This is a genomic window from Brucella sp. MAB-22 (assembly GCF_025908475.1).
Taxonomy (GTDB): Bacteria; Pseudomonadota; Alphaproteobacteria; order Rhizobiales; family Rhizobiaceae; genus Brucella; species Brucella anthropi.
Window position 1 is genome coordinate 1,537,961 of record NZ_CP109782.1, and the last position, 21,496, is coordinate 1,559,456.

Genomic DNA, 21,496 nt, shown 5'->3' on the forward strand with positions numbered 1-21,496 from the left:
ATCAAAATTTCAACGCCTTTTCGAACCGCGCAAGCGCCACATCATCCAAAGGCAAACCAATGCGCAACCAGCGCGGGGCGTAATCGAATTTCCGGATCAGAATATGTCTCTCGCACAATCTGGTGTAAATCCCGATTGCATCCACGTGTTCGACGAGAGAAAATAACGCCGTGCCGCCAATTTCCTTCAGACCGCTTTTGTCCAGAACAGCCGACAACTCCGCCCGCCGCAGATCAACACGGGCGCGATAATCCGCAAGCGTTCCGGCATCGCTGAAAGCATGATTGGCGATTGCCAGTGCCGGGCCAGAAACCGCCCATGGTCCAAGCCGCCGCTCCAACGCTTCAACAAGACGACCGCCTGTAATTGCAAAGCCCAGACGAACGCCAGCAAGCCCGAAAAACTTGCCGAAGGATTTCAGCACGATCATCGGTGCATCTTCCGCATTTGCCGCAATGCTGACAGCCTCATGCGCGTCGGCGAACGCCTCATCAACAGCCAGAAACCCGCCGCGAGCACCGAGTTTCTGTGCAAGTTGCAGGAGAGCCTCTTTCGAAATCACGCGACCATCGGGATTGTTCGGATTAACGATGACTGCCGCTGTTGCCTCATTCGGAATTTCATCAAGCGTCACACATTGCACAACCTTCCAGCCGGAAGCGGCGAACGAAGCAGCGTGTTCCTGATAGGTCGGTCCGAGGATGGCTACCGTCGACGGCGCGATCAGCGTTGGAACGAGCTGGATCAAAGCCTGCGTGCCCGGCGCTGCAACGATCGGTGCTTTCTCGTTCAGCCGATAATAGCTGCGGGCCAGTCGCAACGTTTCCTGTAACAATCCTTCATCAGGCAGACGGTTCCAGATTTCAGGTGTCAGTTCGGGAAGCGGAAAATGCTCTGGATTGATGCCCGTCGAAAGGTCGAGCCAGTCTTGCGGCCTGCCACCAAAACGCGCGACGGCCTTGTCGAGCGCGCCGCCATGCTCGATTTCTGCACTCAAGCTTTCTCTCCGCAAAAATCGATGACATGCATGAACGAGCCTGAAACGGAGCCGACTCTCAGGCCTGCCTCGCCAACATCGTCGCCGACAGCATCACGCACACGGAAAAGACGATCAGCCTTTCCTTCACGCACGATGCTGGCATAGTGAAACTCATGCGCCTTCAATGTCTCGGTCCAAGGCGCACCTGCAAGCGGTTCCAGCATGCGGTAGCCGAGATGCAGCTTTCTTTTTGCAAAGCTCGTTTCTAGCGGCAGAAGATCCAGCATCGGGTGTATGACACCCTCTGCATCCTGCAAGCTTTCGCCGAGAACCATGTAGCCGCCACATTCGCCGTAAACTGTTACCCCACGGGCTGCAGCTTCGCGCATGCCCGCCTCAAAACGTCCTGCCTGCGCCAAACGCCCTGCATGCAATTCAGGATAGCCGCCCGGCAGATAGATTGCATCGGCATCCTGTCTCGGAGACTCATCGTCGAGCGGTGAGAAGAATGAAATCTCCACCCCTCGCCTGCGCCAGCCTTCAAACAAATGCGCATAGGCAAAGGCAAATGCGTCATCGTGGGCAACGGCAATGTGGTTGCCCAGCGGCTTCAAGCGCGGCACATTGGCCATCGCATCGAAGCGCTTCGGTCGCGACCAGATCGTTTGCAACGCATCGAGATCGATATGCGTTTTCATTGCATCTGCAGCGTGTTCGAGAAAGCTCTCAAGATCAGAGTGCTCGCCCGCCTGCACCAGCCCCAGGTGCCTTTCCGGCAAGGAAAGAGCAGTATCGCGGGGCAATGCACCAAGAACCGGAATACGGAGCGGCTCCAATGCGCCGCGTAACATAGCCTCATGCCGGGAGCTGCCAACGCGATTGAGGATGATGCCCGCAATCAGCACATCCTTGCGAAACTGGCTGAAACCCCAGACAAGAGCGGCAATGGAATGTGATTGCCGGGCACAATCCACCACCAGCACCACCGGCAGATCGAGAAGCCGGGCAAGATCGGCAGATGAACCTTTGCCGTCCATCGCTCCGTCAAAGAGCCCCATCATGCCCTCGGCAACCAATAGCTTGGCACCACTTTCCGTCATGCGGGAGGACAGTGCACTGATAAGTTCAGGGCGCATCGCCCAAGGGTCCAGATTGAAGCAATCCACCCCGCTTGCAGCCTTGTGGTAGGCGGGGTCGATATAGTCGGGACCGGCCTTGACCGGCGCAAGCGCTTCTCCCCGCCGTTTCAGGGCGCGCAGCAAACCCAGCGTTACCGTTGTCTTGCCAGACCCGGAAGCCGGCGCTGCTATCATGAACCCCTTCATGCGCTTCGCACTCCCTCATTTTGATTTCGTCTGGCAAGCGGATCGCTGGACAGGGCTTTGCCGTTCAACGCCCCCATCCAGTCCAGCCCGGCACGCAGACGAACCACTTCACCTACGACCACAATTGCAGGCGGGTTCAGCCCCGCCGCTTCAACATCTTTTGCAGCCCGCGCCAATGTCGTTTCAAGTACGGTCTGGTTGGGGAGGCTTGCATTACACACGAAGGCGACAGGCTCATCCGGCGAACGCCCGGCCTCGATCAGCCGCCCGGCGATAAGGTCTATATGTTTCATCGCCATATACATGACGATAACCGGCGCAGACTTGGCGATCCCAGTCCAGTTGATTCCGTCAGGCATCGAGCCGCTGGCATCGTGACCGGTCAGAAAGGTCACCGATTGATTGATATCGCGATGGGTGGCTGCAATGCCTGCATAGGCAAGGCCGCCGATTCCTGCGGTCACTCCGGGAACGATGCGGAACGGAACACCGTGTTCCACCAAGGTCAGCGCCTCTTCTGCTCCCCGTCCGAAAACAAACGGATCGCCGCCTTTCAGGCGAAGCACCTTCTTGCCCTGTTTCGCAAGTTCAACAAGCCGCAGGGATATATCACGCTGCTTCGGCGAAGGCTTGCCGCCGCGCTTGCCTGCATATTCCAGAACAGCATCTGCATTCTTGAGAGACAGGCAGGCATCATCCACCAGCGCGTCGTAAACGATGAAATCCGCCTGTTGCAGGGCGTTGACAGCGTGAAGCGTCAAAAGACCGGGATCGCCCGGCCCGCCCCCAACGAGCCAGACATGGCCGGGCTCCATCGCAGGCAAGGTCACTTTGCTCCTCGCAATGACACATGCAGCCGTTTCTTCAGCCTTGTTCATTTTCATCAACCACTATTCTATCTGGCGGCACAGCTATCAGATACATTATAAGGCGTCCATGAATGACGAAACCGCTCCAACGAATAAAAGTCAGGAAAAAGCCGAGCTCCGCCGCGGCTGGACCACGGGCGCCTGCGCAACCGCTGCCACCAAGGCGGCATTGACGGCGCTTATTACCGGTGAATTTCCTGATCCCGTCGGTATAATTCTGCCCAAGGGGGAAGTACCCTATTTCCAGCTCGCCTATGAAGGGCTGGGCGATGGCTATGCGATGGCAGGCATCGTCAAGGATGCAGGCGACGATCCTGACGTGACCCATGGTGCCACGATCATCTCGACCGTATTCCCGGCCCCACCCGGAACCGGCGTCGTCTTTCGTGCAGGTGAAGGCGTTGGCACAGTTACGCGACCTGGCCTTCAAATCCCTCCGGGCGAAGCAGCTATTAATCCGGTCCCGCGCCGCATGATGACCGAAATCTGCGAGCAGATTTGCGCCGAATACGGCCTGCCCGCGGATATCGTCATTACGATATCAGTGCCCGGCGGCGAAGAGATTGCCAAAAAGACATGGAACCCGCGTCTCGGTATCGTCGGTGGCATTTCCATTCTCGGCACCACGGGTGTGGTTCATCCGTTTTCCTGCTCGGCCTGGATTCATTCGATCCATCGCGGCATCGACGTTGCACGCGCAGCCGGGCAGAAACATGTCCTCGGCGCGACCGGTTCGACGTCCGAGGATGCCGCGCAGGCGCTCTATGATCTGCCCGATTTTGCCATTCTCGACATGGGCGATTTCGCTGGCGGTGTGCTCAAATATCTGCGCGAGCACCCTATCGACAAACTTACGATCGCAGGCGGTTTCGCCAAGCTGACGAAGCTTGCGCAAGGTGCGCTCGACCTCCATTCTTCACGGTCGCAAGTGGACAAGAGTTTCCTTTGGACCCTCGCCGAAAAGGCTGGCGCGCCGGAAAGCATGAAGGATCAGATTCTCTTTGCGAACACTGCGCTGGAAGTACTTGAACTGACTCAATCAATCGGCCTCGACATGGCCACGCCAATTGCGCTCAAGGCGAAGGAAACCGCGCTCGAAACCCTTCGCGGCGCGCCGGTCGCGGTCGAGATTATCGTAACTGATCGCAGTGGGAATATCCTTGCGCGCGTCTGACCCCAAGATACTCATTCTCGGCGGAACGACCGAGGCTGCGGCACTTGCAACGGCCTTCGCAGGGCTGCCCGTCAATGCCATTACCTCGCTTGCCGGGCGTACCAGCAATCCAGCCAAACTGACCGGAACGGTTCGAAGCGGTGGCTTCGGAGGTGTTGATGGGCTTGCTGCCTATCTCGACGAAGAACGGATAGACCTCATCATTGATGCGACCCATCCCTATGCCGCACGCATCTCGCAAAATGCAATGCAGGCGGCAGGCAAGCGCAGCATACCGTTGGTGAGGCTGGAGCGCCCCGCCTGGGAGGAAAAGCCGGGAGATCATTGGATTGATATTTCCGACGAAGCCGAAGCCGCGAACGCCATCCCATCCGGCGAGCGTGTGTTTCTGGCGCTCGGTCGCCAGCATATCGCCCCTTTTGCGAAGCGTGCCGATGCTCATTTCGTCATCCGCATGATCGATCCACCGGATGTGGCACTACCACAGGATTGCGAAATCGTTCTGGCGAGACCCGGCGATTACGCTGCGGAGAAGCGTTTTCTGGAAGGCCGCAGGATCGGGCTGATCGTCAGCCGCAATTCGGGCGGCACCATTTCCTATGCAAAAATCGAGGCTGCCCGTGCACTGGGACTTCCGGTCATGATGATTTCTCGGCCACCGGTCGCGGCCAGAAACGTTGTCACCTCGCCAGAAGAGGCAATCATATTCGCCCGCAAAGCACTAGGTTTTTGAACGCGCCGCGTGGCTGTGCGCTTCATGGTAAAGCGCTGAATCGCGAAAGCTTTTAGGGTCCAGTCCGCGCCCGACAAAAATCATTGCCGTACGTTTCAACCCGGATGCAGCCACCTTCTCCGCTATATCTGACAGCGTACCGCGTAGAATTTGTTCATCAGGCCATCCAACGCGATAGGCGACAACCACCGGACAATCAGCACCGTAAAGAGGTGTCAGCTCGGCCTCGATTTTGTTGAGGTTCCGGATGGAAAGATGGATCACCAGCGTCGCACCCGACCGCCCGAGTGTGGCAAGGTCTTCGCCTTCAGGCATAGCAGACGATTTCATCGAGGTACGGGTCAGGATGATTGTCTGATTGACCTCGGGAATGGTCAGTTCCTGCTTCATGGCAGCGGCAGCGGCTGCAAAAGCTGGCACCCCCGGCGTCACATCATATGGAATGCCTAGACTGTCCAGCCGACGCATCTGTTCGGCCATAGCGCCATAAATCGACGGGTCGCCCGAATGCACTCGCGCAACGTCGAGGCCTTGCGCATGTGCTGCTTCCATCTCAGCGATAATCTCGTCCAGCGTTAGCGATGAACTGTCGACCAGACGCACATCCTTCGGTGCTCCGGCAACAACCTCCTTCGGCACCAGCGAGCCCGCATAGATGCAGACAGGACATTGCTCGATGAGGCGCAGACCGCGCACGGTGATAAGGTCCGCCGCGCCGGGGCCGGCTCCAATGAAATGAACAGTCACGATTTCCCCTTCCTGAACTGCGGACATGACTTTCCGTGATGTCGAAAGTCAATCCGTTTCCGGCAAAAGCTCTTCGATATCGTTGAAGATCGACTGCCATTCCTCATCCGTCAGTTCGAAGAAATTGAAGCTGCGCAACAGGAATGCACCTTCATTGGCTATGAAGGCCAGCCGAGTCCTGCGCCCTTCCGGTGTGGAGACGTCAAGCCCATCCCATTGCTTGCGATACCAGAGACGGGTTTCATCCAGATGTTCGGTGTTAGGAATGAGACTGGTCATCATGGCCGCAAAGCGCGAGTCGTCTTCGGCATCGCTTTCGCGGGTCACGCGAATATGGGCGGCGATATGAGAAAGCGCGTCCATGCGGCCTTGCTTTTTCTTGTCGACCTGTGCGTCGAAACGATCGCCCCACCGCCCGATCATCGCTTTCAAAAGCCCGTCCTTATTGCCGAAGCAATACTGAACGCCCCCTTTGGTCACACCAGAAGCCTGTGCGACGGCATCCATGGTGAGGGCGACCAGCCCACCTTCGGCGACGAGCTTTTCAGCCATATCGAGCACATGGTCACGGTCGATTGAGCGCGGCCTGCCTATTTTGTGCAAATTTTCACTTTCCATACAGACGGATTTATATTAAGTGAGCCCTCCTCGCAAGTTTGAATACAAGCGTATTGAAAAGGTACTATCCAATGTTGCCGAAAAATCGCTGGCTGGTTCTGACCATTGTTTCCAGCGCATTGTTTCTGATCGTCGTGGACATGACGGTGCTTTATACGGCGCTACCCCGCCTCACCCACGATCTCGCGGCCAGCGCTTCCGAAAAGCTCTGGATCATGAACATCTATCCGCTCGTCGTTGCAGGGCTCCTGCCCGGCCTCGGCACGCTTGGCGACAAGGTCGGCCACAAGCGCATGTTCATGTCTGGACTCGCAGTCTTCGGGCTTGCCTCATTCTGCGCGGCCTACTCGCCAAACCCGGAATTCCTTATTGCCGCTCGCGCATTTCTCGCTTGCGGCGCAGCCATGATGATGCCCGCAACGCTCTCCATCATTCGGTTGACGTTCACCGATGACAAGGAACGCTCGCTTGCAATCGGCATCTGGGCGGCTATTGCATCAGGCGGCGCCGCCATCGGCCCTGTGGCAGGCGGCGTTCTGCTGGAATATTTCTGGTGGGGATCGGTCTTCCTTATCAACGTACCCGTCGTACTGGTTGCACTGTCACTCTCCGTCTTCACACTTGAAAACCGTCCGCTCGGCTCCAAGCGCAAATGGGATTTGATCGGTTCGATCCAGATTATGGTTGGATTGATTGCACTCACCTATGCCGTGAAGGAACTCGCAAAGCGCGATGCGTCCATGACTGTATTTACAGCCGCGCTTGCAATCGGGTTGGTCGCATCATTCATCTTCGTGCGCAGGCAGCTCGCAAGCGAAGCACCGCTGATCGACTTTTCTCTGTTCAACAACAAGCTGTTTTCGATGGGTGTTTTCGCAGCTCTGGTGGCGTCCGGTTCAATGACGGGGATGGAGCTCGTCTTCAGCCAGCGCATGCAGCTGATCGAAGGCATGACACCCTTGCATGCCGGATTATCAATCTTGCCTATTCCTCTGGCCGCTTTCGTTGCAGGGCCGCTCGCTGGCATCATGCTGCCGCGCCTTGGTACCGGCAAGCTTCTGTGGTCGTCGCTGGGGATCACAGCACTCGGCGTTATTGTCTACATTCTGACTTACAAGACTTCGGCATCGTTCTATCTGGTCGGGCTTGCGATTCTCGGCTTCGGCGTGGGAGCTGCCATGACAGGTGCATCGTCGGCGATCATGACCAATGCACCGGTTGAAAAGGCAGGCATGGCAGCTTCCGTTGAAGAAGTTTCCTTTGAACTCGGCAATGCTCTCGGTGTCACGGTTTTCGGAAGCATTTTGTCCGTATTCTACACGGCAAGCCTTGTGATTCCTGAAGGTGCAGGTATCCCCGCAATCGTGCGCGACAGTCTGGACGAAGCGCTTCTGGCAGCTCAATCCCTACCGCCAGCAGATGCACAAACTCTGACGGCACTGGCATCGGCGGCTTTTGAGAGTGCTTATGTTGCCGTCATCACAGCGACCGCAACTCTGCTTTCGATCGCTACGCTCGTGGCCTACATTATTCAGCGACGTAAGACTATTGCCGCATAATCCGAAGTCAGGACCGGGCGACAGCCAATGCGGCAGTTGCCCGGCCTGATACGGTTTTTTCGACCACAAGAAAGCCATTCGGACCGGTGGCAGCAAGCGCAGCCGCTTCAGCGACACCATGACATCCAATTGTCTCGAAAACAGTCTCCGATGGGTTTTCGAGACGCGGAGTTTCCTTTTCCAGCCGCTCGGCATCGAAGAAACAAAGCGCACATTCATAGTGCGCTGCAAGCTCGTTCCATACGAGCTCGCCACACTTGGTACTCAAGGTTGCGATAGCGTCAGGCCGCGAACGGCAGCCTTGTAACAACACCTGATCGGCCAAAGCCAAAAGCTCGTCGAATGTCACGCCGGACGAACCGCCCATGCCGAGGACTGTGCTGTAGTTTTTAGAACCCACAGGGCGACGACTGGCGTGCTTTGTGCAGCTCTTCCGGCTTGACGCCGAGTGTATCGGCAATGCGCTGGATCATCGTTGCCTCGGAACGGTCAAGCCGGTGATCGGAACAGGCAATCTTTACGAGGTCACTAAGCAGCGCCAAACGGCGATCCGGTGCCATCTCGGCCAGCATGTTGGCAGCTTGCTTGGTTGTCGTCTCGTAGGCGAAATCCTTGAGATACTCGGCCACTTCCGGAAGCTCTTCCGGCGGAATGCCGAAATTCCTTTCGGCAATTTCCTTGAACGCCGCTATTTCAGCAGGATGCTGGTCGCCATCGGCAAACACCACATGCAACAGCAAAAGCAGTTCAGATGCGAGCGCCGGATCATCGGCCACGCGCTGCACGGCGCTCTTCTTGCTGAGAAAAGCGGTAATCCGCTCAAAGATGCTCTCGCTCATGGAACCCCTCGAAGCTATCGGTCAGTGTATAATGAATAACGCCGGATGAGCCGGAAAACAATCTCGCTCAACGAACTGGCTTTCTTCGCAGATTATCCTTGTTCGACTGGCATTCGCGGAACGGCTGCTCTATGTTGCGCCAACCTCTCCTTTAGGCTCCCCCGATGCTTGAATTCTTTGACACGCTTACCCTGCTCCTGACGGCTGCGGCATTTATTGCCGGGATCATCGATTCAATCGCCGGCGGCGGCGGAATGATTACAATCCCCGCCTTGTTGCTGGCCGGAATTCCACCCGTTGAAGCGCTGGGCACGAACAAGCTGCAGGGGCTATTCGGTTCGTCATCGGCAACCATCGCCTATGCCCGCAAAGGGCACGTGGACATCAAACAACACTGGCCAGAAGCGCTTGCTTCCCTCATCGGCTCGGTATTCGGCGCTTTGCTGGCAACGGTTCTCCCTGTCGACATCATGCGCGCGGCCCTGCCGATCCTGCTCATCGCGATTGCGGTCTATTTTGCCATCAAGCCGAGCCTTGGCGATGTTGATCGTGCGCGACGTATCGGCCCGTTTCTTTTCGGCGTAACACTCGTTCCGCTGATCGGTTTTTATGATGGCCTTTTCGGCCCCGGGACCGGTTCGTTCTTCATGCTCGCTTTCGTGGCGCTGGCCGGCTTCGGTGTGCTGAAAGCCACCGCGCACACGAAGCTTCTCAACTGTGCGTCCAATGTCGGCGGCTTTGCAACCTTTGCCGCTGTCGGCGTCATCAACTGGAAGATCGGTATCTGTATGGGCGTCGCCCAGTTTATCGGCGCACAGATCGGCGCAAGCCTCGCCATGAAGGTCGGCTCACGCATTATCAAACCGCTTTTGATCGTTGTCAGCCTGGCGCTGGCAGTTCGCCTTTTGATGGACGGAACCAATCCGCTGCGCCAGTGGGTTGGGTTTTAGAGCGCATTTCGATCTGATTGGATCAGATCGGCGCTCTAAATATTTGTTTTGAATCGCGCATCTTTTCCGAAAACCGTTTCACACTTTTCGGGATACGCTCTAAATCCGAAGCGCGACCAGCACCACGCCGCAGCCGATAAGCAGAATGCCAAACCAGTTGAGGGTGGACATGCGCTCGCCAAGGAATGCCGCACCGAACAGTGCCACCAGCACAACCGACAATTTATCAATCGGCGCGACGCGCGATGCATCCCCGATCTGCAAGGCCCGGAAATAGGCAAGCCACGAAGCACCGGTCGCCAGACCTGAAAGCACCAGAAACAGCCACGACTTTCCGGAAATCTCGCCGGGTTTCTGCCATTGGCCGGTAACGGTCAGGAACAGGCACAACGCGCCAATGATGACCAGCGTGCGCACGAGCGTGGCGAAATCAGAATTGATGCCCTGAATACCGACCTTAGCGAAGATGGCGGTCAATGCGGCAAACACCGCCGACATCAGTGCCCAGAATTGCCAGCTAGCAATCATCAAAACTCAATACCCTTCTGTGCCTTCACACCAGAGCGGAACGGATGCTTTATCATTTCCATCTCCGTCACGAGGTCGGCCGCTTCAATCAGCTCGTCCTTGGCATTGCGACCGGTAATGATGACATGCTTCATCTCCGGCTTGGCTTCGAGAACCTCGATCACTTCCTCAACCGGCAGATAATCGTAGCGAAGCACGATATTCAGCTCATCACAAAGCACCATATCGTAGCTTTCATCCAATATCATGGCTTTGGCTTGTTCCCATGCCCCACGCGCCATGGCGATATCTCGCGTCCGGTCCTGAGTCTCCCAGGTAAAGCCTTCGCCTAGCGCTGAAATAGTCACCTGTTCGGGGAACTTTTCGAGCACCCAGCGCTCACCCGTGTCCCACGAGCCTTTGACGAACTGCACGACGCCGATTTTCATTCCGTGACCCAGCGCACGGAAAACCATCCCGAAACCGGCAGTCGACTTGCCCTTGCCTTTACCGGTATGGACGATCACCAACCCTTTTTCTTCAGTCTTTGTCGCCTGAATCTTGTCGCGGGCAGCTTTCTTCTTGCGCATCTTGTCCGCATGGCGTGCATTCAGTTCCTCTTCCGTCATCGAAAGAAGTTTTTCCGATTTCTCAGCCATTTACCGCCCTTTCCGGATTCAATTTTTGAAGATTTGAACTCAATGTTTCCAGCTCGAACCGCGCAGAGTTGGAGCGAGGCGTCCAGAAGCCGCGCAAGATAGCATCGTTGAGTTTCGCTGCCGTCTCGACAAGTGCTGCCGGGTTTTTCTCGGCCATGAAATCATGCACCGACTTGTCGGCGATATAAGCCTGATAGACCGCCTCGAAATGATGGTTCCCAACCTTGCCGGTGGTCGCCGCGAAGGCGAACAGATAGTCGACAGTTGCCGCAATCTCTGCCGCGCCCTTATAGCCGTGGCGCATGACGCCTGCGATCCATTTGGGGTTGGCCGCGCGACCACGTACGACGCGCGAAAGTTCTTCTTCCAGCGCACGAATGACCGGCTTTTCCGGGCGGGAATGGTCGTTGTGATAAACCGCAGGCATTGCGCCACTCAAGCTTTCAACGGTCGCAGCCATCCCACCTTCGAACTGGTAGTAATCGTCGCTATCGAGAAGGTCGTGCTCACGATTGTCCTGATTTTGCACAACAGCCTGAACCGAACGCAGCTGTTCTTCGAGAAGGCCGCGCTCAGCCTGCCCTTCCTCGCCTGCGCCATAGGCGTAACCGCCCCAGACAAGCCAGGCTTCCGCCAGATCGTTGCGTCCCGCCCAGCCGTTCTCGTCGATCAAGGCCTGCAGGCCTGCTCCATAAGCGCCGGGTTTGGACCCGAAGACACGATAGCCCGCACGCCGCTCCGCAGTCTTTTCGTCTGACCCTTCTGCAACAAGACGCACCTGTTCAATTCGCATACGCGCTGCGATTGGATTGTCCACGGCATCCTCATCAAGAGCGCCTACTGCACGCACGGCCTTGTCGAACAATGCAATCTGTTCTGGAAACGCGTCGCGGAAGAAGCCGGAAATGCGCAATGTCACATCGACACGTGGACGACCAAGCTTTGCAATCGGAATAATTTCGTATCCAGTCACCCGGCGTGACGCCATATCCCAGAGCGGCTTGACGCCGATCAGCGCCAAAGCCTGCGCAATATCATCACCGCCGGTGCGCATATTCGATGTGCCCCACGCGGTCAGGCCGAACGATGTCGGCCATTCACCATGATCTTGCGTGTAACGGGTGATCAGGAGTTCCGCCGATTTGCGTCCAAGTTCCCATGCTGCCGGAGTGGGAACGGCGCGACTATCAGTAGAGAAGAAATTACGACCGGTTGGCAGCACATCGGGACGGCCGCGTGTCGGTGCGCCGGATGGTCCCGGCGGCACAAACCGCCCGCCAAGTGCGGCAAGAAATCCATCTATTTCCGAAGGCCCGCAGGAAACCACCATGGGGCGCAGATGCGCCTCAATGGATTGGAGAACCGCCTGCGTCTGCGGCCAGTCTGCGGGGCACTCTATCGCGCCTGCAACAAAGCTGGCTGCCAGCAGTTCGATACGCTCCACCGTATCACCCGCAATGCGCCATGTTGCAGGGCTCGCAGCCAGCAGGAGTTCCGGTTTGGCACCTGTCCACGCCTCTGCCATATTGCAGTCCAGCGGATCGAATGTTTCGCCAAGCCCGCAATCCGCAGCGATTGCACGCTGGAGACTTTGATCTCCCGGCGCACCACCGAGCGAAACAGGAACACCGCGTGGCACACGTGCCAGCGCAACCAGAAGATCCGTCAGCAGCCTGCCTTCAGGCGCCAGCCCGAAAATATGCAGACCGTCACGTATCTGCATTTCCTTGAGATCACAGAGATAGGCGTCGAGCTTTTGCAGCGCCATGTCCTCATCGTCATGGTCGTGAATGCCCGCATCGCGATCAAGCCCGATGTCGCGCACGAGATCGAGTATCTGTCCTTTCAGTCTGAGCAGGCGGCGCGGATCGACGCCGGAGGCCTCGTAATATTCGTCCACCAGCGCTTCAAGGTCTTTCAACGGCCCATAACTTTCAGCGCGCGTCAGCGGCGGCGTCAGGTGGTCGATAATAACCGCGCTGGCGCGACGCTTGGCCTGCGTGCCTTCGCCCGGATCATTCACAATGAAAGGATAGATGTGCGGCGTGGGGCCGAACACAGCTTCGGGATAGCAATTTTCCGATAACGCCAAAGCCTTCCCCGGCAGCCATTCCAGATTTCCGTGCTTCCCCATGTGCACAATGGCATCGATGCCTGCGACCTCACGCAGAAAAGCGTAGAAGGCAATATAGCCGTGCGGTGGCACCAGATCAGGTGAATGATATGTCTCTTTCGGGTCGATGTTGTAACCGCGTGCCGGCTGAATGCCCACGAAGGTTTCACCCAGCCGCATCAACGGCAATGCGAAAGCGGCAAGCTCCTGCGCAAAATAAGGATCGTTTTCCGGCGCACCCCAACGCTCTTCGATTTCTTTCTGAATCGCAATGGGAAGTTTTTTGAAGAAAGCCTTGTATTGATTCAGTGAAATCGTGTCACGGATTTCACGCCCGTCACGCGCAGCATTGGTCGGTCCTGCCGTCAAGGCACGCATCAATGCATCACCGTCTACGGGAAGGTCAGCGACGGAATAGCCATTCTTCGCCATGGCGCGCAGTACTTCAACCGTCCCGGCAGGCGTGTCGAGACCTACCCCGTTTCCAAGCCGTCCGTCACGGTTCGGATAATTCGCGAGGATAAGCGCAACACGTCTTTCATCAGGTGATTTTCGCTTCAACCGAACCCAGTTTGCAGCAAGTTGCGCCACAAAGCCCACGCGGTTTTCATGCGGCTCGTGTGTCACGATATTCGCTTCCACTGCCGCATCAAACTGCTTTGCAGACTTGAAGGAAACGGCACGTGAAAGCACACGCCCGTCCACTTCCGGCAAGGCGACATTCATCGCCAGATCACGCGCAAGCAGACCTTGCTGCGAGCTTTCCCAAACCGCCTTCGGCGTGCCGGAAAAAATCACCTGCAACACCACATTGCCGCGCTTATCGAGGACAGTCGGCTTGCGCTCCGCCCCCGGCGAAGAAATTGCAAACCCCGTGGCATTCAAAACGATATCCGGCGGACAATCCTCGAACAGACCGTCGACGACTGCCGCAGACAATCGATCCTTGAGGCTCGAAACGAATATCGGAAGCGGATTGAGACCTTTTGCCTGCAAAGCAGCAATCAGCGCATCGACCGGCTGCGTCTGTCCGCTTTGCGCCAGCGCCCGATAGAAAATAATGCTAGCGAGAGGTGCTTTTGCATCGCTCCAGTGCGTGCGAATACTATCCAGCGAGGAGACATGCTCTCCCGGCCACCACAGACCAGCCTTGAGCAGAGGTGCAGCACTTTCCGGCTTCTCGGAACCCGCTATCAGCGCAGCGCAGTAGTGAAGGAATGCACCGGCATTCACAGCCCCGCCCTCGATCAGATACTGCCAGAGTTCATTTCGCTCGTGCGCAGAGATCGTTGAAAACCGGTCCAGCCCATGATCCGGCTTGTCGTCTCCCGGCAATACGGCAATCTTGATACCGTGATTGAGTGCACAAGCATGCAGCGCTTCCAACCCGTAAGGCCAGTATGTCTCGCCGCCAATGATGCGCACCACGATGAGGCTCGCATATCTGGCAGTACGCTCCACATAAGCGTCCACCGACATGGGATGGGTGAGACTCAGGAAATTGGCCAGCCGCAAGCTTGGCAAATCCGGCGCAAGTCTGTGCGCCTGCGCCAAACTGGCCAGTTCGGTATCGGCAGCGGAAAAGAACACTATCTCTCCCGGCGTCTGGCCGAGATCGACGGCTTCATTGCCGTCGCTGATTGTTCCTTTCTGGGCAAGAAGAAGATGCATCGGTCAGACAGCGTCTTTCACGGCCTTGGCGATGGCTGCTTCATCGATATCATGCAACCCGATCACGACCAGTCGCGTGGAGCGCGCTTCATCCTTGCCCCATGGACGGTCGAAATAATGCTCAATACGCGGACCAACCGCCTGCACGACCAGTCGCATCGGCTTGCCCGGCACATCGACAAAGCCCTTCAGACGAAGAATATCGTGTTTCGCAATGACCGCTTTCAGCTTTTCCGTGAACAGCTTGGGATCGGCCACAGAGCCCGCTTCGACCACGAAGCTCTCGAACTCGTCATGATCGTGCTCATGTCCATCTGCATGATGGATTTCATGGTGGGATTTGCGGTTGGCGATGTCGTCTTCCGTGCCAACGCCGAGGCCGAGCAGAACGTCAGCTCCAAGCTTGCCAAAGCTCGCAGGAACCATATTCACGCGGCGAGGCGAACGCTCGGCCACATCGGCTTTCACACTATCCAGCCTTGAGGCGTCGATCAGGTCAGCTTTGTTGAGAACAATCAGATCGGCTGCATGAATCTGATCCTCAAAAAGTTCCTCCAAGGGGCTTTCATGGTCAAGAGATTCGTCCGCTGCGCGCTGCGCATCCACCTTGTCGTGGTCATCGGCAAAACGCCCCTCGGCCACCGCTGCGGCGTCGATCACGGTTACTACACCGTCGACTGTTACCTGCGTCTTGATTTCTGGCCAGTTGAAAGCCGCGACCAACGGCTGCGGCAATGCCAGACCGGACGTCTCGATCACGATATGATCGGGGCGATCAGCGCGGTCCAGAAGCTTGGTCATGGTCGGGATGAAATCATCGGCAACGGTGCAGCAGATGCAACCATTGTTGAGTTCGATCACATCTTCTTCGCGGCAAGTCTCGATACCGCAACCTTTCAGAATACCGCCATCGACACCGAGGTCGCCGAACTCATTGATGATCAACGCAATGCGTTTTCCATTGGCGTTTTCCAACAGGTTGCGGATCATCGTCGTTTTGCCCGATCCGAGAAAACCCGTGATGACTGTTGCGGGAATTTTCTGTCCCTGCATCGATTTATCCCTTCATCCTGAGCGGCAACCCTGCCGCCATGAAATAAACTTCATCCGCAATCGCGGCCACTGCCTGATGCAGAAAGCCTGCATGATCGCGAAATTCCCGTGCCATGCGATTTTCAGGCACGATCCCAAGTCCAACTTCGCTCGAAACAAAAACCACAGGCCCGGCAAGATTCGGCAGCATGGCGACAAGACTTGCCGTCTCTGTCGTTATATCGCGCTCGGCCATCATCAGATTGGTCAGCCACAGGGTCAAACAATCGACCAGCACGAACCGATCCGCAGCAGCATTCAATGTCAGTGCACCGACCAGATCGAGTGGCTCCTCCACCGTCTGCCATTCGGAACCACGTCGGTCGCGATGAATGGCAATGCGGTTTTCCATTTCCTTGTCGAAGGCACGTCCTGTTGCCAGATAGAGTGGCTGAAGTCCCGAGGATTCAACCATTTTCTCGGCATAGGACGACTTACCCGAACGGGCTCCGCCAAGAACCAGAACCGATTTTCCCGGCGAAGCCATTTTCATCAGCCCTCAATCTCGGACGATGCGTAGTGCTGGATGAACCAGCCAAGTGCGAGGCCGATCACGGCCCACATGAACAGGTTCGTCGCCAGCGATGCGACCGCATATTGCGAAGCAAGCAGTGATGGAATCGGTGACGAGATGTCTTCGGGATGCGGAGCACCATAAAGATGCGGCGCCACGATCAGCACCAGACCGAGGGTCTTTGCCCAGATTTCCTGGCGCAACACGATGAGATAGAGGCCTAAACCGCTCAGCACCACGGTAGCGAGCCACCAGAGCTGACGTTCAGCCAGATCAGCCGCAGGCATTGCCGGTAATTCCGGCGATAAACCCAATGCAGGCAGAAACGCGACCGCAAAGAAACCGGCAACGCCCCAATAAATCCCATTCTGCACCGTAATGCGGCGCCCAAGAAGCAAGGCCACGCCACCGAGCAGCAAGGCAAAACCTGCACCTGCTACGAGATTGGCAAGGATCGTATTGCCCAACCGCCCAAATGGTAGTTCAGCCCCTTCTTCCTCGGCACTTTCGGCAGCGGCACCATGATCATGCGGTGTGGCTTCCGCCTCGCCGTGACTATGGCCACCGCCAGCATCTTCATAGGTTTCGGCCTGCAGGATCAAAGGCACTGTCTTCAAATACATGGCGGGAGTAACCAGCAGCCCGGCCAGAAGCCCGGCAGCAAGCGTCGCCAACAAATAACGGATCAACATTTCTGTCCCTCAATAGCAATTTCGCGCCGATGGCCGTCCACCATCGAGCTTTGCTCAGCTTCAATTCCGAAAGATGTAAAACTGCTCAGTGGCAGGGAAAACCATAGGAATGACGCGTATCGTGCGCTGAATCGTGCAGCGTATCGGAATGAGCAAGCCCTACGCCGTAGATCAGGAACGCGCCGAGAAGCAGTGAAACCACAGCCGTGCCCAGACGGGCAGCGAGCGGCATTGCGAGTGTGCTGGAAACAGAATTTTGAGTACGTGCAGCCATGACAACCTCCGTGCAGGCAGCAGGGAAAAACCTCCCATGGGGCTCGGGCTCAATGCCCTCACGCAGCAGGCAGGTCTCCTGGCTCACGGGTCGCGGGGATTGAAGCTACCTTCCCAGAAGCTTTGCAGCCTCCAGTGGTTACCGGTTGCCCGGTTTGCCTCATCCCTCTCCGCTCTACAGTCGCGGGGTCGGCTGCGATAAAGACGCCCGGATTGGGTCCGTCCGTCGCATTCCCTTTTTGGTATTGCCGGGATTCGTCCCGGCAAAAACCTGTTGCATGGTTTCGACACTAGGCTTTCGCCCCATCGTCGTCAATCGCGACCGATGATTGACGACCTCATTTCAAATTAAACAGTGCATCGATATCGAGACATGCTTCCAGCCCTTCGGCCAGTTCATCCAATGCAGCTTCAACGCCGGCGCGATAGTTCACTGAACTGCTCTGCACACCAAGATTCTGCAGAAATCTCCGGCGAAATTCATCCGCATTGAAAACACCGTGGAGATAGGTCCCCATGATGCGCCCATCTGGTGATATGGCTCCGTCGTCATGCTCGCCAATTCGAGCGAAAGGCCGCCCCATATCCGGTCCAGTCGTGCGGCCGATATGGATTTCATAGCCTTCCAGCGGCACATTATGGAGAAGCGCGGTCGCCTGCACGTTGCGGACCACTTTTTCAGGTTCCATCACCGTTTCGATATCGAGCAGCCCAAGACCATCAATGTCGCGTACATGCCCCTCGATACCAGCAGGGTCGCTGATGTGGTGACCAAGCATCTGGAACCCGCCGCAGATACCAAGCACATGACCGCCTCGTTTCACGTGGGCAGATAATTGGCGATCCCAGCCATTGTCCCGAACCGCCTGCATATCGGCTATCGTGGACTTTGTCCCCGGCAGAACGACAAGGCCCGCATCGCCGGGAATGCTCGAACCAGGCGGCACCATGACCACTTCTACATCCGGTTCAGCCTTTAGCGGATCAAGATCATCGAAGTTGGCAATGCGCGGCAACATCGGCACAGCAACCACGAGCGACTTCTTGTCTCCGCGAACGGCACGTTCAAGAACGACAGAATCTTCAGCTGGCAATCGTGATACCGCTTTCAGCCACGGAACAACGCCAAAAGAGCGCCAGCCGGTAAACCGGGTAATGGCAGCCAGCCCGTCATCAAAAAGCGAAATATCGCCCCGGAACTTGTTGATCAGAAATCCGCGAACCATGGCGCGGTCCTGTTCGGACAGAATAGTGTGCGTGCCAACGAGAGACGCAATCACGCCACCTCTGTCTATGTCACCGACCAGAACAACCGGGACATCGGCCTGTGTGGCAAACCCCATATTGGCGATATCACCGGCCCGCAGATTGATTTCAGCTGGCGACCCTGCCCCTTCCACCAGCACAAGGTCCGCGCCTTCGCTGACCTTGGCGAAAGATTCCATGACAGCCGCCATAAGCTGCGGCTTCAATTCCTGATAATAGCGCCCGCGCGCCTCGCCTCGCACTTGTCCCTGGACGATAACCTGACTACCCATGTCAGTCTGCGGTTTGAGGAGTACCGGATTCATATGGACAGACGACGGCACACCGCAAGCCAGCGCCTGCAACCACTGCGCCCGACCAATTTCGCCACCATCGTCGCTGACTGCCGCATTGTTGGACATGTTTTGCGGCTTAAACGGTCGAACATTCAGGCCGCGATTGCGCGCAACCCGGCATAGTCCGGCAACAAGAACACTTTTGCCGACGTCCGAACCCGTTCCCTGAAACATGATTGCGCGTGCCATGGACTGCTGCGTAGCTTAAACTGAACTTTCTGGCAACGGGACCTCAATCGGCGAGCGTCTATGCAAAAATGCGCATCAGTTTATTACAAATGTGAGCAACATTATTCCAATGGAGCGTTGGCAGTCTCACACGGTTATGATCTAGTCCGGTGAAAAGGTGCGGTGCTACAGGGAGGAAACCATGGATGCTGCCGACCAGAACCAGTACGAACTGAACGAAGATCAGCTTGCCATTCAGGACATGGCGCGAGCCTTCGCCAGTGATCGCGTTGCCCCGCATGCATTGCAATGGGACCGCGACAAGCATTTCCCCGTCGACGTATTGCAAGAGACTGGACCGCTCGGCATGGGCGGCATTTATGTGCGTGAAGATGTGGGCGGCTCGGAGCTGAAGCGACTCGACGCAGTTCTCATTTTTGAAGCACTGGCAACTGCATGCCCTTCATTCTCGGCTTTCGTCTCCATCCACAACATGGCCGCATGGATGATCGACACTTTCGGCAATGACGAACAGCGCCTGCGCTTTCTGCCAAAGCTCACGTCAATGGAATGGCTTGCCAGCTACTGCCTGACCGAGCCCGGATCGGGTTCGGATGCGGCGGCGCTCAGAACACGCGCTACACGCGATGGCGATCATTATATCCTCAACGGTTCCAAGCAGTTCATTTCCGGTGCAGGCGCCACGGATGTCTATGTGACGATGGTGCGTACCGGCGAGGACGGCCCCAAGGGGATTTCCACCATCGTTGTGCCAAAAGATGCACCCGGCCTTTCGTTTGGTGCAAATGAATTCAAGATGGGCTGGAACGCACAACCGACAAGAACCGTCATTTTCGACAATTGTCGCGTCCCGGCTGAAAACCTTCTCGGTGAAGAAGGAACAGGGTTTCGCATAGCGATGGCCGGGCTTGACGGCGGTCGGCTCAATATTGCTGCCTGTTCGCTCGGCGGCGCGCAATCGGCGCTCGACAAGTCACTGGAATATTGCAGCCAGCGCAAAGCCTTCGGTCAGACAATTGACCGTTTTCAAGCGCTGCAATTCCGCCTGGCGGACATGGAGACGGAACTCTCCGCGTCACGCCTTCTTCTTTACTCCGCTGCCAGCAAGCTTGATCGCAAAACCCACGATGCGGGCAAATGGTCGGCAATGGCCAAGCGCTTTGTCACTGACACGGGTTTCAATGTGGCGAACGAAGCGCTGCAGCTCTTCGGCGGCTACGGCTATCTGCATGAATACGGGATCGAAAAGCTTGTCCGCGATCTGCGCGTACACCAGATCCTCGAAGGTACGAACGAGATCATGCGCGTGATCATCGCACGCCAGATGATCGGACGCTAGTTCTGAATTAGTAACCGCCAAGGGAGGAATTTTTTATGGCCACAATAGCATTTATCGGCCTTGGCAATATGGGTGGCCCGATGGCCGCCAACCTCGTGAAAGCCGGTCACACCGTTCGCGGCTTCGACCTCCTGCCGCGACATCTCGATGAGGCAAAGGCCAATGGTCTCTCGATAGCCTCGAGCGCGCAGGATGCGGTTGCCGACGTTGACGTGGTGATCACCATGCTGCCCGCCGGAAAGCACGTTCTCTCCGTCTATGAGGACATTGCACCAAATGCTCGAAAAGACTCACTTTTCATCGACTGCTCGACAATCGATGTAGATTCAGCACGCAAGGCACATGAGCTGGCCGCAAGCCACGGACATCTTTCCATTGATGCGCCTGTTTCCGGCGGCACCGGTGGCGCTTCCGCAGGGACATTGACTTTCATGGCTGGCGGTAGCGACGACGCATTCACACGCGGGGAGCCGATCCTGCAGCCAATGGCTGGAAAGATCGTGCATTGCGGTGGTGACGGCGCAGGACAAGCGGCGAAAATCTGCAACAACATGATCCTCGGCATCTCGATGATCGGTGTCAGCGAGGCCTTTGTTCTGGCTGAGAAACTGGGCCTGTCCCACCAAGCGCTCTTCGATGTGGCGTCAACATCATCGGGGCAATGCTGGTCACTGACAACCTATTGTCCGGTTCCGGGACCGGTTCCAACATCACCTGCAAACCGCGACTATAAACCCGGTTTTGCGGCAGCTTTGATGCTGAAAGACCTCAAGCTCTCGCAGGAAGCCGCGCAAAGCGCTGGCGCTGAAACACCGCTCGGTGCACATGCACAGGAACTTTACAGTCTTTTTGATGGTGAAGGCCATGGCGCCGAAGACTTCTCAGGCATCATCAACTACCTGCGCTCCAAATCTGGAGCAAAGTAAACAATTGCCCACGCAAAAAAATCGCATTGTTTAGATTTGCTTAAGTCTCTGATAACCGTACGGTAACGATGTTGGGCTAGAAAGGAGCACGAGACGGGTTCACCCGGCTCAACGCTCCGGATCTGGT

At 56.7% G+C, this 21,496-nt stretch carries 21 protein-coding genes and 1 riboswitch; of the genes, 6 read left to right on the forward strand and 15 right to left on the reverse strand.

The features are described 5' to 3' along the window. Position 1: 1 nt before the first annotated feature. Genes cobD through cobA form a run of 3 tightly spaced genes read right to left on the reverse strand, consistent with a single transcriptional unit; the run spans position 2 to position 3,182 of the window. Complete coding sequence (gene cobD / locus OHI65_RS17020; RefSeq protein WP_125300154.1) at positions 2 to 997, reverse strand: threonine-phosphate decarboxylase CobD; 996 nt, start codon at positions 995 to 997, stop codon at positions 2 to 4. After that, complete coding sequence (locus OHI65_RS17025) at positions 994 to 2,304, reverse strand: cobyrinate a,c-diamide synthase (RefSeq protein WP_125300153.1); 1,311 nt, start codon at positions 2,302 to 2,304, stop codon at positions 994 to 996. The genes cobD and OHI65_RS17025 overlap by 4 nt, the downstream gene beginning before the upstream one ends. Continuing rightward, a complete protein-coding gene (gene cobA, locus OHI65_RS17030; protein ID WP_125300152.1) occupies positions 2,301 to 3,182 on the reverse strand; it encodes a uroporphyrinogen-III C-methyltransferase in 882 nt (293 codons plus the stop codon). The genes OHI65_RS17025 and cobA overlap by 4 nt, the downstream gene beginning before the upstream one ends. 58 nt (positions 3,183 to 3,240) lie before the next feature. On the opposite strand from cobA, the gene OHI65_RS17035 reads away from it, so the two are divergent. Then, a complete protein-coding gene (locus OHI65_RS17035; RefSeq protein ID WP_012091866.1) occupies positions 3,241 to 4,347 on the forward strand; it encodes a cobalt-precorrin-5B (C(1))-methyltransferase in 1,107 nt (368 codons plus the stop codon). Continuing rightward, positions 4,334 to 5,080 (forward strand): cobalt-precorrin-6A reductase, encoded by a 747-nt coding sequence (locus tag OHI65_RS17040; RefSeq protein ID WP_012091865.1) that lies wholly within the window; start codon positions 4,334 to 4,336, stop codon positions 5,078 to 5,080. The genes OHI65_RS17035 and OHI65_RS17040 overlap by 14 nt, the downstream gene beginning before the upstream one ends. Here OHI65_RS17040 and cobM read toward each other — a convergent pair. Further along, positions 5,069 to 5,827 (reverse strand): precorrin-4 C(11)-methyltransferase, encoded by a 759-nt coding sequence (gene cobM / locus OHI65_RS17045; protein ID WP_125300384.1) that lies wholly within the window; start codon positions 5,825 to 5,827, stop codon positions 5,069 to 5,071. The two genes, OHI65_RS17040 and cobM, sit on opposite strands and share 12 nt — an antisense overlap. 48 nt (positions 5,828 to 5,875) lie before the next feature. Then, the gene (locus OHI65_RS17050) at positions 5,876 to 6,430 is read right to left on the reverse strand and encodes a TetR/AcrR family transcriptional regulator (RefSeq protein WP_010659845.1); all 555 of its coding nucleotides are present in this window, start codon (positions 6,428 to 6,430) and stop codon (positions 5,876 to 5,878) included. 86 nt (positions 6,431 to 6,516) lie between these two features. On the opposite strand from OHI65_RS17050, the gene OHI65_RS17055 reads away from it, so the two are divergent. Further along, a complete protein-coding gene (locus OHI65_RS17055) occupies positions 6,517 to 8,004 on the forward strand; it encodes an MFS transporter (RefSeq protein ID WP_125300150.1) in 1,488 nt (495 codons plus the stop codon). A gap of 7 nt (positions 8,005 to 8,011) precedes the next feature. Here OHI65_RS17055 and OHI65_RS17060 read toward each other — a convergent pair whose 3' ends face one another. Both OHI65_RS17060 and OHI65_RS17065 read right to left on the reverse strand, forming a co-directional pair. Then, the gene (locus OHI65_RS17060) at positions 8,012 to 8,371 is read right to left on the reverse strand and encodes a cobalamin biosynthesis protein (RefSeq protein ID WP_264359174.1); all 360 of its coding nucleotides are present in this window, start codon (positions 8,369 to 8,371) and stop codon (positions 8,012 to 8,014) included. 22 nt (positions 8,372 to 8,393) lie between these two features. Then, the gene (locus OHI65_RS17065) at positions 8,394 to 8,843 is read right to left on the reverse strand and encodes a TerB family tellurite resistance protein (protein ID WP_010659842.1); all 450 of its coding nucleotides are present in this window, start codon (positions 8,841 to 8,843) and stop codon (positions 8,394 to 8,396) included. 164 nt (positions 8,844 to 9,007) lie between these two features. Between OHI65_RS17065 and OHI65_RS17070 the strand changes: the two genes are divergently transcribed. Then, positions 9,008 to 9,793, forward strand: a complete 786-nt coding sequence (locus OHI65_RS17070) for a TSUP family transporter (protein ID WP_125300148.1) — start codon at positions 9,008 to 9,010, stop codon at positions 9,791 to 9,793. A gap of 99 nt (positions 9,794 to 9,892) precedes the next feature. Here OHI65_RS17070 and OHI65_RS17075 read toward each other — a convergent pair whose 3' ends face one another. From OHI65_RS17075 to OHI65_RS17110, 8 genes are all read right to left on the reverse strand, one after another. Beyond that, positions 9,893 to 10,321, reverse strand: a complete 429-nt coding sequence (locus tag OHI65_RS17075; RefSeq protein WP_012091859.1) for an EamA family transporter — start codon at positions 10,319 to 10,321, stop codon at positions 9,893 to 9,895. Further along, complete coding sequence (cobO, locus tag OHI65_RS17080; RefSeq protein ID WP_010659839.1) at positions 10,321 to 10,959, reverse strand: cob(I)yrinic acid a,c-diamide adenosyltransferase; 639 nt, start codon at positions 10,957 to 10,959, stop codon at positions 10,321 to 10,323. Before cobO ends, OHI65_RS17075 begins: the two co-directional genes overlap by 1 nt. Beyond that, on the reverse strand, positions 10,952 to 14,743 hold the full coding sequence (gene cobN / locus OHI65_RS17085) for a cobaltochelatase subunit CobN (RefSeq protein ID WP_125300146.1): 3,792 nt from the start codon (positions 14,741 to 14,743) through the stop codon (positions 10,952 to 10,954). The genes cobO and cobN overlap by 8 nt, the downstream gene beginning before the upstream one ends. Positions 14,744 to 14,746: 3 nt before the next feature. Next, positions 14,747 to 15,796 (reverse strand): cobalamin biosynthesis protein CobW, encoded by a 1,050-nt coding sequence (gene cobW / locus OHI65_RS17090; protein WP_125300145.1) that lies wholly within the window; start codon positions 15,794 to 15,796, stop codon positions 14,747 to 14,749. Positions 15,797 to 15,800: 4 nt separating this feature from the next. Further along, positions 15,801 to 16,322 (reverse strand): bifunctional adenosylcobinamide kinase/adenosylcobinamide-phosphate guanylyltransferase, encoded by a 522-nt coding sequence (gene cobU, locus OHI65_RS17095; RefSeq protein ID WP_125300383.1) that lies wholly within the window; start codon positions 16,320 to 16,322, stop codon positions 15,801 to 15,803. 5 nt (positions 16,323 to 16,327) lie between these two features. Next, the gene (locus OHI65_RS17100) at positions 16,328 to 17,041 is read right to left on the reverse strand and encodes a CbtA family protein (RefSeq protein WP_125300144.1); all 714 of its coding nucleotides are present in this window, start codon (positions 17,039 to 17,041) and stop codon (positions 16,328 to 16,330) included. 85 nt (positions 17,042 to 17,126) lie between these two features. Next, a complete protein-coding gene (locus OHI65_RS17105) occupies positions 17,127 to 17,315 on the reverse strand; it encodes a CbtB domain-containing protein (protein ID WP_006467114.1) in 189 nt (62 codons plus the stop codon). A 50-nt stretch (positions 17,316 to 17,365) separates the two neighbouring features. Continuing rightward, positions 17,366 to 17,604, reverse strand: a riboswitch (cobalamin riboswitch). A gap of 48 nt (positions 17,605 to 17,652) precedes the next feature. Then, positions 17,653 to 19,104, reverse strand: coding sequence for a cobyric acid synthase (locus OHI65_RS17110; protein WP_125300143.1), 1,452 nt, complete (start codon positions 19,102 to 19,104; stop codon positions 17,653 to 17,655). Between the two features lie 181 nt (positions 19,105 to 19,285). Between OHI65_RS17110 and OHI65_RS17115 the strand changes: the two genes are divergently transcribed. Further along, complete coding sequence (locus tag OHI65_RS17115) at positions 19,286 to 20,443, forward strand: isobutyryl-CoA dehydrogenase (protein WP_012091853.1); 1,158 nt, start codon at positions 19,286 to 19,288, stop codon at positions 20,441 to 20,443. Between the two features lie 35 nt (positions 20,444 to 20,478). After that, complete coding sequence (gene mmsB, locus OHI65_RS17120; protein WP_125300142.1) at positions 20,479 to 21,369, forward strand: 3-hydroxyisobutyrate dehydrogenase; 891 nt, start codon at positions 20,479 to 20,481, stop codon at positions 21,367 to 21,369. Positions 21,370 to 21,496 lie beyond the last annotated feature (127 nt).

What these genes read in the sequence shown, in the direction of transcription:
- OHI65_RS17115 (WP_012091853.1), top strand. Translation starts at nt 19,286, where the DNA reads ATGGATGCTGCCGACCAGAACCAGTACGAACTGAACGAAGATCAGCTT.
- OHI65_RS17075 (WP_012091859.1), bottom strand. Translation starts at nt 10,321, where the DNA reads ATGATTGCTAGCTGGCAATTCTGGGCACTGATGTCGGCGGTGTTTGCC.
- OHI65_RS17070 (WP_125300148.1), top strand. Translation starts at nt 9,008, where the DNA reads ATGCTTGAATTCTTTGACACGCTTACCCTGCTCCTGACGGCTGCGGCA.
- OHI65_RS17105 (WP_006467114.1), bottom strand. Translation starts at nt 17,315, where the DNA reads ATGGCTGCACGTACTCAAAATTCTGTTTCCAGCACACTCGCAATGCCG.
- OHI65_RS17055 (WP_125300150.1), top strand. Translation starts at nt 6,517, where the DNA reads ATGTTGCCGAAAAATCGCTGGCTGGTTCTGACCATTGTTTCCAGCGCA.
- cobN (WP_125300146.1), bottom strand. Translation starts at nt 14,743, where the DNA reads ATGCATCTTCTTCTTGCCCAGAAAGGAACAATCAGCGACGGCAATGAA.
- OHI65_RS17025 (WP_125300153.1), bottom strand. Translation starts at nt 2,304, where the DNA reads ATGAAGGGGTTCATGATAGCAGCGCCGGCTTCCGGGTCTGGCAAGACA.
- cobW (WP_125300145.1), bottom strand. Translation starts at nt 15,796, where the DNA reads ATGCAGGGACAGAAAATTCCCGCAACAGTCATCACGGGTTTTCTCGGA.
- OHI65_RS17060 (WP_264359174.1), bottom strand. Translation starts at nt 8,371, where the DNA reads ATGGGCGGTTCGTCCGGCGTGACATTCGACGAGCTTTTGGCTTTGGCC.
- OHI65_RS17065 (WP_010659842.1), bottom strand. Translation starts at nt 8,843, where the DNA reads ATGAGCGAGAGCATCTTTGAGCGGATTACCGCTTTTCTCAGCAAGAAG.
- cobO (WP_010659839.1), bottom strand. Translation starts at nt 10,959, where the DNA reads ATGGCTGAGAAATCGGAAAAACTTCTTTCGATGACGGAAGAGGAACTG.
- mmsB (WP_125300142.1), top strand. Translation starts at nt 20,479, where the DNA reads ATGGCCACAATAGCATTTATCGGCCTTGGCAATATGGGTGGCCCGATG.
- OHI65_RS17100 (WP_125300144.1), bottom strand. Translation starts at nt 17,041, where the DNA reads ATGTTGATCCGTTATTTGTTGGCGACGCTTGCTGCCGGGCTTCTGGCC.
- OHI65_RS17110 (WP_125300143.1), bottom strand. Translation starts at nt 19,104, where the DNA reads ATGGCACGCGCAATCATGTTTCAGGGAACGGGTTCGGACGTCGGCAAA.
- cobU (WP_125300383.1), bottom strand. Translation starts at nt 16,322, where the DNA reads ATGGCTTCGCCGGGAAAATCGGTTCTGGTTCTTGGCGGAGCCCGTTCG.
- cobA (WP_125300152.1), bottom strand. Translation starts at nt 3,182, where the DNA reads ATGAACAAGGCTGAAGAAACGGCTGCATGTGTCATTGCGAGGAGCAAA.
- OHI65_RS17035 (WP_012091866.1), top strand. Translation starts at nt 3,241, where the DNA reads ATGAATGACGAAACCGCTCCAACGAATAAAAGTCAGGAAAAAGCCGAG.